Origin of the sequence: Craterilacuibacter sinensis (assembly GCF_009831765.1) — a bacterium.
GTDB lineage: Bacteria > Pseudomonadota > Gammaproteobacteria > Burkholderiales > Chromobacteriaceae > Craterilacuibacter > Craterilacuibacter sinensis.
Genome location: NZ_WSSB01000004.1, coordinates 160,727 through 172,437 on the forward strand (window position 1 = coordinate 160,727; position 11,711 = coordinate 172,437).

Consider the following 11,711-nt stretch of genomic DNA (forward strand, 5'->3'; position numbering starts at 1 on the left):
GCCTGATGCAGGCGGAACAGGCGCGCCTGGCGCGTGACCGCCCCTTTGGCGCACTTAGCGTTCGGCTTGATGGGGATGCCGGGTTCTAGCCATTTTCTTGCCCGCATGGCCTGTTTTAAAACGCGTGTCCCGCTTTTGCTTTTGCCGCAATACATGGCTATGACTCTATTTTCTTGTTCTAGAGCATGTCATGCCCCGTCCTGCCTCTCAAACTGCTGATCCGGTCTGTTTTTCCGAGGAGCATGTCCGTATTGTCCGGCGCCGGCTGCGTTTTGGCCGCGCAGCGGATGCTCCGAAACTGGCGCTGGCCTTATCCGGCGGCGGGATACGCAGTGCGACCTTCTCGTTGGGGGTGATGCAGGCGCTGGCCAAGGCGAAGCTGGAGGATGCATCTGTGCCGCTTACGGCAGCAGGCCCGGACACGGATAGCCTGCAGGGCGAGGCATCATGGCTGGCGCGCTTCGATTATTTGTCTACCGTCAGCGGTGGTGGCTATCTTGGTGCTTTTTTCTGCAGCCTGTTTGTTCCGGGACGGTTTCGCCAACAAACCACGCCCGAGAGCGCGGCGGCTGATGCCTATGCGGTGATGCGGGTCGAGCCGCCGCCCCGTTTCAGCACCAGCCGGCGTACCCGGACGATGGCCCGGCAAGTCGATGCCCTGGCCGGACGGTCGATGCCGCTGGCCTGGTTGCGCGAAAACGGCCGCTATCTATTGCCTACCGGTGCCGGGGATACGGCTTATGCCCTGGCGCTGTTTATCCGCAACCTTTTGTCCGTGCATGGGGTGCTGGGCACGCTGGCCGTACTGTTGCTGGGGTTGCTGGCCTGGTCCGGGGCCGGGCTGGCGGCATGGGCAGGGCTGGACACGGGGCTGCGTGCAGCTTTGGCGTCGGGCAAGGGATCCGATTTTGTCTTGTGGTGGAGCCCCTTGTGGCGGCTGCTGCCGGCGCTGCTGCTGTTATGGTGCGCACCGGCTGCGCTGGCCTACTGGCTGAAGCCCCGTGTGCCGGGTCGCGGCGGCTATAGGCCAGGTCATTGGCTATGGTTGGCGCTGGCGCTACTGGTGGCGTATTTCGAATGTTTTGCCACATGGCCGCCCCAGACCGGCTTCTGGCGTTATCCGGCCTGGGGCATATTATGGCTGGGGCTGGCTGCCCGGGCCTTGCAGCTTGGCTATGGCTGGATGGCACAGCGCAAAGCGCCAGGTGAAGCCGGTGCCGGCGGAGAATACCGGGTAGGCGTGACACGCAGTCTGTCTGCCAGCTTGCTGCTCTTGCTGGGGCTGTTTACGCTGGCGCTGGTCGAAACGCTGGGGCAGTCGCTTTACCTTTATCTGCAACGCACATCGGCTGGTTCGCTGACCTTGTCGTCGCTCGTGGCCGCATTGGGCGCGGCGCTGGCCGGGGTGCGTTATCTGGCTCGCGTCTTCGATGAAAAATCCCCGTCAGGCTGGATAGCCCGTTTGCCTTTGCCCCTGCTGACGGCAGTTGCGGGTGTGCTGTTGGCGCTGGTGGTGTTGATGCTGTGGGCGTGTCTGGTGCAGGCGGTCGCCTGGGGTGGGGCTTTGCCGGCCAGCGGCGCTTTTGCTTCCGGCTGGCGCTTATTCTTGCTGGTGTTGCTGGCGCTGGTGCTGGCCGTGCTTGCCGGCAGTCCGGCCGACTTTCTACGCCTGTCGTCATTGCAGCAGTTCTATGCCGCGCGTCTGACCCGCGCCTATCTGGGTGCCTCCAATGGCCTGCGCTTTGCTAGCAAGGAGCGCAGGGCTTACAGCAGTGCCGAGCCCATGCCGGGCGATGATCTGACCCTGGCCGACTACTATGGCCACGCGACGCTGGCACCGCTGCATCTGATTAATTGCGCGCTGAACCAGACCTTGGGACCTGCCGAGCAACTGGTGCAGCGCGACCGCAAGGGCAAGCCGGTCTGTCTGGCACCGGGGGCGGATGACCAGGTGCGTTTTTGGGTGGATGGCCAAGCCGTGCGTTTGCATGTGCCGCACGGAGGCGTGCCGCAACTGGGGCGCTGGGTCGCCATTTCCGGTGCGGCTTTTTCGACCGGACTGGGGCGTGCCACTTCGCTGGGTAGTTCACTATTGTGCGGGCTGGCCAATATCCGTCTGGGCGACTGGCAGATGCTGCGTGGTAGCGGCCTGGTTTCCCGCCCCGTGGCTGATGAATGGCCATGGCGCGCTTTTGCCAACCAGTTATTGCTGCTACGCGAGTGGAGCGGGCGTTTTCGCGGCCTGCACTCGCGCTGGCAGTATCTGTCGGATGGGGGCCATTTTGAAAATACCGGCGTGTACGAGCTATTGCGTCCCGGGCGCCAGGTAAAGCTGATCGTCGCCTGCGACTGCGGTGCCGATCCGGATTACCGTTTCGATGACCTGGCCAATCTGGTGCGGCTGGCGCGTGTCGATTTTGCGCTGGAAATCGAGGTCGATCAGTATGCGGCCACGCACAAGGGCTTGCGCGATGTGTTTACCACGCCGGATGCTTTGCGTCTGGCCCAGTTGCAGCGCAAGCATGTGGCACAAGCGGAAGACGACACCCGCTGTGCCATTCTGCTGAATGTCTATCCGGCGGCAGACCCGGCCAGAGGCGAGCCCGTCTGCCGCATTGTGCTGATCAAACCCAGAGTCGTTTCGGGCATGCCGGCCGACCTGTTGCATTACGCCAGCAACAACCCTGCCTTTCCGCAGCAGACCACCATTGACCAATTTTTCGACGACCAGCAATGGGAGAGCTACCGCAAGCTGGGCCTGTTTGTCGGGGAGATGCTGTTTGCCCAAGAGGGGGGCGACAGACAGGCGGCCACGGCCTTGCACTGCTATCTGGCTCTGTAGTGTGCCGATGGCTCTGCCTTTCGCCGTCATTCATGGCATCATCGCGCCCAACGATATTCATGCGATAAGACCATGCCCCATACCGATCCCCACCAATGGCTGGAAAACCTGGACGCGCCCGAGGTGCAAGCCTGGGTGGATGGCCAGAACAGCAAGACCCATAGCCTGCTCGACACCGACCCGCGCTTCGCGCCCTTGCAGGCCGAGATCCTGGCCCATCTGCAGGACACGCGCCAGATTCCGTTTTTTGCCGAACACGGTGCCTGGCTGTACAACTTCCATCAGGACGACGCGCATGCGCGCGGCGTTTACCGCCGTACCTCGCTCGATGCCTACCGCGCCGGCGCGCAGGACTGGGACATCGTGCTCGACATCGACGCGCTGGCGGCGGCCGACAAGGAAGACTGGTTCCTCGACGGCATCTCGCACTGCACGCTGACCCCTTCGCGGGTGCAGGTGTTTCTGACCCGCGGCGGGCAGGATGCGACGGTGTGCCGCGAGTACGACCTGGTGGCGCAGTCGTGGGTGGAACACGGCTTTGATTTTCCCGAGGGCAAGAGCCATATCGCCTGGCGCGACGTGGACAGCGCCTTTGTCTGCCCGGGCTGGAAAGGTGCGCCGCTGACCCGTGCCGGCTATCCGCGCGAAGTGTGGCTGGTGGAGCGCGCCGCCGACGGCCAGCATGGGTGGACGCAACTGTTTGCCGCGCCCAAGGACGCGATGATGGTGGCGGCGTGGCGCTATCTCGATGCCGACGGCAGCGTGCTCGACCTCATCGAGGCGTCCGACTCCTTCTACAGCAAGACTTATCACCTGATAGACGCGCAGCTGGCGACCCTCGCCCTGCCGCTGCCGCCCAAGGCGGAGATCGAGGGTTATCTGTTTGGCGATTTGCTGGTCAAGCTGGCCGATGACTGGGTGTGGCAGGGCGCAAGCTACGCTGCCGGCAGCCTGCTGGCGGTGGCGCTGCCGGCCCTCACTCCTGTCCCCTCTCCCTCAGGGCGGGGGGACAAGGATGCGCAACTGGGCCGGGTGCAGGTGCTGGTGGCGCCGGCGGCCAAGCGTTCCATCGATTCGGTCGAGACCACGCGCGCGAGTCTGGTGGTCAACCTGATCGACAACGTGAAAAGCCGTTTGCTGGCCTTCGACAAGGTGGAGGGCGTCTGGTGCGAACGCGCGCTGCCGGTGGCCGACAGCGGGGTGATCGAGTTTGCCGACCAGCCGTGGGACTCGGACATTATCTGCTACAGCTTCAGCGACTTCCTGACCCCGACCGGGCTGTATCGGCTGAATGTGGCGACCGGCGAGCAGGAGGTGCTGCGCGCACAGCCGGCAGCTTTCGATGCCTCGGCCTTTGTCGCCGAGCAGCGCCATGCCTTGGCCGGAGACGGCACCGCGATCCCGTACTTTGTGGTGCGCGGCAAGGACACGGTGCTGGACGGCAATACGCCGACGCTGATGTACGGCTATGGCGGCTTTGAAGTGTCGATGCTGCCTTACTACATCGAGAATTTCGGCCCGCACTGGCTGGAAAAGGGCGGTGCCTTCGTGCTGGCCTGCATCCGTGGCGGCGGCGAGTTCGGCCCCGCCTGGCATCAGGCGGCGCAAGGGCCGCGCCGCGCGGTGAGCTTCGGCGACTTTATCGCGGTGGCCGAAGACCTGATCGCGCACGGATTGACCTCCCCGCGCCGGCTGGGGATAGAAGGCGGCAGCAATGGCGGCCTGTTGGTGGGGGCGTGCATGGTGCGCCGCCCTGAGCTTTTTAATGCCGTCGTGTGCGAGGTGCCGCTATTGGACATGCTGCGCTACACCGAGCTGCTGGCCGGTGCCAGCTGGATAGACGAGTACGGCGACCCGGACGATGAAACCGAGCGCGCGGCGCTGGCGGCGTATTCGCCCTACCATCATGTACAGGCCGATGCTGACTATCCGCTGGCGCTGTTTACCACCAGTGCCAAGGATGACCGCGTGCACCCGGGCCACGCGCGCAAGATGGTGGCGCGTCTGGCCGAGCTGGGGCACGACGCGCTCTTGCTGGAAACCGCCGGCGGCGGCCACAGTGGCAATGCGGCGCAGGCACAGACCGCCGAAGAACTGGCACGGGTGCTGGTTTATCTCTACCGCCAGTTGATGGACTGAAATCATGCTCAAATTGCAAAAACCGAATCAAAAACCGCAGGCGGCAAAGCCCGGCCTGCATCCGCGCAACCGCCATCAGGGGCGCTACGACTTTGTCGCGCTGCTGGCTGCCAGCCCGGAGCTCGCGCCGTTTGTGAAAAGTAATCCGGCGGGCGAATCCACCATCGACTTTGCCGAGCCGCTGGCGGTCAAGGCGCTCAACCGCGCTCTGCTTGCCGCACAGTACGGTATCGCGCACTGGGACATTCCCGATGGTTTCCTGTGTCCGCCGATACCGGGGCGCGCCGACTATATCCATACCGTGGCCGATCTGCTGGCGGGGGATTGCGGCGGCGAGATCCCGCGTGGAGCGGCGGTGCGTGGCCTGGATATCGGCGTCGGTGCCAACTGCATCTATCCGCTGATTGGCCATGCCGAATATGGCTGGCGTTTTGTCGGTAGCGATATTGATGCGCAGGCGATCCGTTGTGCCGAAACCATCGTCGCGGCCAACCCGTCGCTAGCCGGCGCAGTGAGTTGCCGCTTGCAGGCGGCCGATACGGCGATTTTTGCCGGCATTATCCGTCGTGGCGAACAGTATGCGTTTTCGCTGTGCAACCCGCCGTTTCATGCCTCGGCAGCGGAGGCAACGGCCGGCAGCCGGCGCAAGGTCGGCAATCTGTCGGGCAAGAAAAGCGCTAAACCCGTGCTGAATTTCGGCGGCCGCAGCCACGAGTTGTGGTGCGAAGGCGGCGAGGCGGCTTTTGTCGGGCGCATGCTGGCCGAAAGCCGGCACTTCGCCACGCAATGCGTGTGGTTTACCACCTTGCTGTCCAAGTCGGAAAACCTGCCAGATCTTCGCTATGCGCTGAAGCAGGCCGGTGCCGTCGAAGTCCGCGTGCTGGCGATGGGGCAGGGGCAAAAGCTGAGCCGGGTGGTGGCGTGGAGCTTTATGGACAGCGCCGCGCGGCAGCTGGCGCTAAGCAAAACCGGTTGAGGTATCGGGCAGGGCGATATTTATATCGGGTTATGGCTTGAAGCCTATCGCCTTTGTGTGTCACATTTGTCGAAAATATTAGACACACAAAGGAGAGAGTCATGAAAAGTGCGCAGGATATTATTGTGTTTGCCCGTCACCCGGTGGTGGGCGACGAGTTTGTCGCTGCCGCCGAGCGCCATATCGAGGGGGAGTGCCGGCAGCGGGTGGACAACCATTATTCCGACCCCAGCGGCCAGTTTCACGCCGGCATCTGGTCGGGCGGCCTGGGTACATGGCGTGTCAAATATAGCGAACACGAATTCTGTACCCTGCTGGAAGGCCTGGTGCGGGTCAGCGATAGCAGCGGCCATGAAGTGCTGCTGCAGGCCGGCGACCATTTCGTGATTCCAGCCGGTTTTGAAGGAGTGTGGCAGGTGCTGGAACCCGCGAAAAAAACCTACGCCATCTTCGAGGCGGCAAGTGCCGGTTAATGGTGTTTTATTGATCCGGCGGCTGGTGTGGCGGCTCAAAAAGGCCAACAATCAGTAACAATCAGTCAGTTATCTTCCTCTTTGAAAGGATGCAGCATGTACCAGAATATCGTGATCGCACTGGATGGCAGCCATAACGCTGCCTTGGCCTTGCAGGAGGCCATCAAGCTGGCCCAGGTCAAGCAGGGCAGGCTGATTCTGGTGCATGTGGCCAGCTTGCGCGACATCAGCGTGGAGGGCGTCGGCATGCTGGGTAACCATGATCTGCATACGCTGGCGCATGAGCGCGGCACGCAGATCATGGCCGAAGCCGAGGCACAGGCGCGGGCGGGCGGCATTAGCAATGTGACGCCGCTGATTCTGGAGAGCTGGGATGGCGCCAAGGATATGGCCAAGGTTCTGCTTGCTGCCGCTCATGACCATCATGCCGACCTGATCGTGGTGGGCACCCATGGCCGTGGCGGCTTGATGACCTTGCTGATGGGCAGCTTTGCCGAAACGCTGCTGCGCATGGCGCCATTGCCCTTGCTGATCGTGCGTAATGTGCATGACGACGACGAAAACAAGCTGTTCGATAAGCGCCCGGTGCTGTGATTCGGGCCAGCCAAACTAAGTCTGATGGTGCCTGATGCAGATAAAAAGAGAGAACCGCCATGAGGCTGGTTCTCTCTTTTTTATGGGTGAGGCAGGGCTGGCCGTTTATGCCGCGCAAGGCACCAGCGCCGGACGGCGTAACTGGTAGTGATGCAGCAGCGGCAGGGCCAGGGCAAACCATAGCGAGCAGGTCAGCAGGCCCAGCCAGACCGAGCCGGAGGCGCCCAGTACCAGATAGCCTGCGATGGAGCCCAGCGCAACCAGCAAGGAATACGGTAGCTGGGTGAGCACATGGTCGATATGGTGGCTGCCCGCGCCGGTTGATGACAGGATGGTGGTGTCGGAAATGGGCGAGCAATGGTCGCCAAACACGGCACCGGCCAGCACCGCCGACAGGGCCGGCAGCAGCAGGGCAGGTTCGGTCGCCATCACCAGATCGGCACCCAGCGGCAGCATGATGCCGAACGTGCCCCAACTGGTGCCGGTGGAAAATGCCATGGCACCGGCGAGCACGAACAAGACCGCCGGCAAGAGCCAGAATGGCATGGCCAGCTGCGCCATCGACGCCAGATATTTGCCGGTCTGGACATCGCGGATCACGGCGGCGATCAGCCATGCCAGCAGCAGGATGCGCAGTGCCGGCCACATGGCGGCAAAGCCGTGGCGCAGCACCGACAAGCAGTCGCGCACGGGCAGGCCCAGACGCAGCGCCAGACCGCCGGCTACCGCGAGTGCGCTCAGTGCGCCGTAGACCAGAGACAGCCCGACATTGGTATTTTCGAATGCACCCAGGAGGCTGAACGCCTTGGCGTTTTGTGCCAGTACATCGGCCCCGGTCGCCAGCATAAAGTAGATCGTGGTCAGCACCAGCGTGAGAATGGGCAGCACCAGATCGCGCACCTGCCCCTCGCCTACAGCCTGTAGTTCCTCGCTGACACCGGGTGGCGTGCCTTTGCTCTGGTCGTACAGCATGCCGTTTTGTGCCTGCGCTTCATGCTGTGCCATCGCGCCCAGATCCAGCGGCCGGATAATGGTGGCGACGACCAGCAGCAGGGTGAACAGGGCATAGAAATTCATCGGCACCATGGTCATAAAAGCCGAGAACGCGCTGTGCTGCTGAATGCCGTGTGCGGCCAGAATGCCGCCGATCAGGGCCACGATATACGCGCCCCACGACGAAACCGGCATGATCACGCAGATCGGCGCGGCCGTTGAATCCAGCAGATAAGCCAGTTTGGCGCGAGAAATGCGATAGCGGTCGGTGACCGGGCGGCAAATGGTGCCAACGGCAAGGCTGTGGAAGTAATCATCGATAAAGAACAGAAACACCAGCAGGCCGGTCATGGCTTTAGCCTGGCGGCGGCTCTTGATGCGCTGCTGTGCCCATTCGGCAAAGGCACGGCTGCCGCCGGTGAGAGTCATCAGTGCAATCAGAAAACCCAGCAGCAGCAGAAACAGCAGGATATTGACGCTGCCCCAGTTGGGCGCACTGCCGTCCCAGAAAATGGCCAGTGCAGATTGTCCGATATATTGACCGGCCGACAGGAGATTGCCGGTCAACAGCAGGGCACCTACGGCAATGCCAAGGCCTAGCGATAGGACGACGCGGCGGGTAATGACCGCCAGAGAGACCGCCACCAAAGGCGGCAAGACAGACAGTAAAGAATCGGAATATTGGCTTAGTTCCATGATCTCGTATCACCTATGTGGATTACAGGTGGAGACCTACCGAGAGGACCAGAAGACAGCAGACGCACCAAGGGCGTCCGGGGGAGACTCCTACCCTTTCAGTAGCGCTCCATAGTTTGCTCAGACTATGGCAGTGACATTCCTGTTTGAAATGTCCCCAGCAGCTTTGCCTGACGGCTTGGCTACTTCGGCACTGGCTCCTTTTTGCGGCGATCATCGGGTTCAAGCTCCCGCCGCATACTCTTAGACAGTGCAACCTCTACTCAAAGTTACCGGACCATTATTAAGTGCAAGTGCTTACTATGCAATTGTTTTATGCAATTTAGTGATTGAATTCTTTTGGATTTGCTTGGTGGTGCGCCTGCCCGACCGAGCCGGACAAGCACATCCGCGCTAGCTATTCTTGCGCGCCCAGACAAAGAATTCCCGGTTGCCGTCCCCGCCCTTGATCGGGCTGTCCAGCCAGCGCAGCACCTCGAAGCCCTGGTCTTCCACCGCCAGAGAAATCTTGTCCTTGACCCCGGCGTACAGGCTTTCATTGCGCACAATGCCGCCATGTCCCAGACCCTCGCGTCCGACTTCGAACTGCGGCTTGACCAGACTTAGCAGGTAGCCGCCAGTCCGGATCAGGGGCAGGGCGGAAGGCAGGATCAGGGTCAGCGAAATAAACGACACATCGCACACCATCAGATCGAACGCCATGCCGTCATTGGCCGCCAGCAAGGCCGCGTGATCCAGCGCGCGCCCGTTGACCCCCTCGAAATAGCGTACCCGCCCATCGTCGCGGATTTTTTGCGCCAGCTGATCATGGCCGACATCGACGCCGACCACGCGATGCGCACCGGCCTGCAGCAGGCAGTCGGTAAAGCCGCCGGTAGACTGGCCCACATCCAGTGCCCGCATGCCGGTCACGTCCAGGCCGGTTTCGGCCAGCGCGCCTTCCAGCTTGAGTGCGCCGCGCGACACATAACGGTCGGCGGCATCCGGCACAATATCAAAGCGGGTATCGGGTGCCAGTTTCTGGCTGACTTTGGCCAGCGGCAGCAGCTTGCCGTCGCGCACAATGCTGACCCGGCCTGCGGCAATCAGGTTTTGGGCGGCAGTACGGGAGGGGGCAAGGCCTTGTTCGACCAGCAAAATATCGGCTCGGAGCATGGTAGGGAGTCGGGTGGATTCTGGGGGCGCTAGGGTCGCGCCAGCGCGGGTGGCTGTCAAGCGACAGTCGGCATGCGGTTTGCGCCGCATCGCACAAAGATGATAGGCTTTGTCCGCATTTTATGTTTTTTGAGTTATTTCTTGTCCGGGCTATACGCCCGTCTTGATGAACACCCGTTCCCCGGGTATCGCGGCCTTGTCCGCATCGGCTCGCCTTGAGTCACCTGAACCACCAACCCCGGCACTGTTTTCCTGCCCCGGTATGGCGCGCATGGATGACAGGCCACTCAAGGAGGCAGTATGGTTTTACGTATTTCGCTGGCACTTACCGCTCTTTTCGTCCTGCTCGGCCTGTTTATGCCCGGGCAACTCAATCAGTTCACCGCTGACTTATTGTCGCTGACCATTGCCCGCTTCGGCTGGTTCTATCTGTTATCCGTATTTGGCTTTTTGTTGTTTGCCCTCTATCTCGCATGCAGCCGTTTTGCCCAGATCCGTCTGGGCGGCGAAGATGCCGAGCCCGAGTTCTCCCGTGGCAGCTGGTTTGCCATGCTGTTTTCCGCCGGCATGGGCATCGGCCTGGTGTTCTGGGGTACGGCCGAGCCGCTGTCGCACTTTGCCTCCCCGTCGCAGGGCATCGCCGCCCAGACACCTGAGGCCGCCCGCATGGCCATGCATGCTTCGTTCTTTCACTGGGGCCTGCATCCGTGGGCGATTTACTGCGTGATGGGGCTGGCACTGGCCTACTTCAAGTTTAACCGCGGCGCCCCCGGACTGATCAGCTCGGTATTCCGCCCCTTGCTGGGTGACCGGGTGGAAGGCCCCATCGGCAAGGCCATCGATGTGCTGGCCGTGCTGGCAACCGCTTTCGGTGTCGCGACTTCGCTGGGCTTTGGCGCCCTGCAGATCGAGTCGGGCTTAAACTACCTGTTCGGGATTCCAAGCGGCGGCTGGACCACCTTTGCCGTGATCGCCACCGCCACCGTGCTGTTTGTGCTGTCGTCGCTGACCGGCCTCACGCGCGGCATCCGCATCCTGTCCAATCTTAATCTGTGGCTGGCGGTGGGCTTGCTGTTGCTGGTGGCGGTGCTGGGGCCAACGGCGTTTATTTTCGATATCTTCACCACCACGCTGGGCGACTATCTGGATGACCTGGTCGCGCAGAGCCTGAGGCTGACGCCGTATTCGCAGAACACCTGGGTGGCGGGCTGGACGCTGTTCTACTGGGCCTGGTGGATCACCTGGGCACCGTTTGTCGGCATGTTCATTGCCCGCGTGTCCAAGGGCCGCACCATCCGCGAGTTTGTTGTCGGCGTGCTGCTGGTGCCGGCTTTGGCCAGCTTTATCTGGTTCTCGGTGTTCGGCGGCACCGGCTTGTGGATGCAGCTGTTCGGTCATGCCGATCTGGTGGCCGCCGCAGGCAGCGATGCTTCTACCGCGCTCTATCACATGTTTGCCGGGCTGCCCGGTGGTGCGGTGATTTCGGGCGTGGCCATGCTCTTGGTGCTGAGCTTTTTTGTCACCTCGGCCGATTCTGCCACCTTTGTGCTGGGCATGCTGTCCAGCAAGGGCAGCCTCAACCCGGGCCATCGGGTCAAGCTGGTGTGGGGGATACTGGTGGCGGCTATTGCGCTGATCCTGCTTGGCAGTGGTGGGCTCAAGGGGCTGCAAAGCGTGTCGATTATCGCGGCGCTGCCCTTTGCGCTGATTATGGTCGGCATGATGGTGTCGCTATACAAGGCTCTGTCGCAGGACGAGCGCAAGCAGCGCCATCATGAACTGGCGCTCAAGCACGAGATGGAAAGGCTGCTGGCGCAAGCGTCCAGGTAATGCAGCGCAGCGG

At 62.1% G+C, this 11,711-nt stretch carries 8 protein-coding genes and 1 riboswitch; of the genes, 6 read left to right on the plus strand and 2 right to left on the minus strand.

The genetic code is table 11. From position 1 onward, the window contains the following. The first annotated feature begins 190 nt into the window (after nt 1–190). The 5 genes from GQF02_RS05875 (at nt 191) to GQF02_RS05895 (ending at nt 7,024) form a co-directional block, all read left to right on the plus strand. Nucleotides 191–2,842, plus strand: coding sequence for a patatin-like phospholipase domain-containing protein (locus GQF02_RS05875; RefSeq protein WP_160795588.1), 2,652 nt, complete (start codon nt 191–193; stop codon nt 2,840–2,842). Between the two features lie 72 nt (nt 2,843–2,914). Then, nucleotides 2,915–4,981: a prolyl oligopeptidase family serine peptidase gene (locus tag GQF02_RS05880; protein ID WP_160795590.1), complete on the plus strand. Its 2,067-nt coding sequence runs from the start codon at nt 2,915–2,917 to the stop codon at nt 4,979–4,981. 4 nt (nt 4,982–4,985) lie between these two features. Then, the gene (rlmF, locus tag GQF02_RS05885; RefSeq protein ID WP_124734951.1) at nt 4,986–5,957 is read left to right on the plus strand and encodes a 23S rRNA (adenine(1618)-N(6))-methyltransferase RlmF; all 972 of its coding nucleotides are present in this window, start codon (nt 4,986–4,988) and stop codon (nt 5,955–5,957) included. A 101-nt stretch (nt 5,958–6,058) separates the two neighbouring features. Then, nucleotides 6,059–6,430, plus strand: a complete 372-nt coding sequence (locus GQF02_RS05890; RefSeq protein WP_124734952.1) for a cupin domain-containing protein — start codon at nt 6,059–6,061, stop codon at nt 6,428–6,430. Nucleotides 6,431–6,526: 96 nt separating this feature from the next. Further along, nucleotides 6,527–7,024 carry a universal stress protein gene (locus GQF02_RS05895; RefSeq protein WP_124734953.1) on the plus strand — a complete coding sequence of 166 codons (498 nt, stop codon included), beginning with the start codon at nt 6,527–6,529 and terminating at the stop codon, nt 7,022–7,024. A 105-nt stretch (nt 7,025–7,129) separates the two neighbouring features. Here the strand turns inward: GQF02_RS05895 and GQF02_RS05900 are convergent, their stop codons facing one another. Together GQF02_RS05900 and GQF02_RS05905 are read right to left on the minus strand one after the other, a co-directional pair. After that, nucleotides 7,130–8,713 carry a Na+/H+ antiporter NhaC family protein gene (locus tag GQF02_RS05900; RefSeq protein WP_160795592.1) on the minus strand — a complete coding sequence of 528 codons (1,584 nt, stop codon included), beginning with the start codon at nt 8,711–8,713 and terminating at the stop codon, nt 7,130–7,132. A gap of 94 nt (nt 8,714–8,807) precedes the next feature. Then, a riboswitch (Lysine riboswitch) is annotated at nt 8,808–8,983 on the minus strand. A gap of 123 nt (nt 8,984–9,106) precedes the next feature. Next, nucleotides 9,107–9,868 (minus strand): TlyA family RNA methyltransferase, encoded by a 762-nt coding sequence (locus tag GQF02_RS05905; RefSeq protein WP_160795594.1) that lies wholly within the window; start codon nt 9,866–9,868, stop codon nt 9,107–9,109. Nucleotides 9,869–10,168: 300 nt separating this feature from the next. On the opposite strand from GQF02_RS05905, the gene GQF02_RS05910 reads away from it, so the two are divergent. Then, complete coding sequence (locus GQF02_RS05910) at nt 10,169–11,698, plus strand: glycine betaine uptake BCCT transporter (protein WP_160795596.1); 1,530 nt, start codon at nt 10,169–10,171, stop codon at nt 11,696–11,698. Nucleotides 11,699–11,711: the final 13 nt, after the last annotated feature.

Excerpts from the sequence above, each read along its gene's own strand:
- GQF02_RS05895 (WP_124734953.1), top strand. The coding sequence starts at position 6,527 with ATGTACCAGAATATCGTGATCGCACTGGATGGCAGCCATAACGCTGCC.
- GQF02_RS05905 (WP_160795594.1), bottom strand. The coding sequence starts at position 9,868 with ATGCTCCGAGCCGATATTTTGCTGGTCGAACAAGGCCTTGCCCCCTCC.
- GQF02_RS05910 (WP_160795596.1), top strand. The coding sequence starts at position 10,169 with ATGGTTTTACGTATTTCGCTGGCACTTACCGCTCTTTTCGTCCTGCTC.
- GQF02_RS05875 (WP_160795588.1), top strand. The coding sequence starts at position 191 with ATGCCCCGTCCTGCCTCTCAAACTGCTGATCCGGTCTGTTTTTCCGAG.
- rlmF (WP_124734951.1), top strand. The coding sequence starts at position 4,986 with ATGCTCAAATTGCAAAAACCGAATCAAAAACCGCAGGCGGCAAAGCCC.
- GQF02_RS05880 (WP_160795590.1), top strand. The coding sequence starts at position 2,915 with ATGCCCCATACCGATCCCCACCAATGGCTGGAAAACCTGGACGCGCCC.
- GQF02_RS05900 (WP_160795592.1), bottom strand. The coding sequence starts at position 8,713 with ATGGAACTAAGCCAATATTCCGATTCTTTACTGTCTGTCTTGCCGCCT.
- GQF02_RS05890 (WP_124734952.1), top strand. The coding sequence starts at position 6,059 with ATGAAAAGTGCGCAGGATATTATTGTGTTTGCCCGTCACCCGGTGGTG.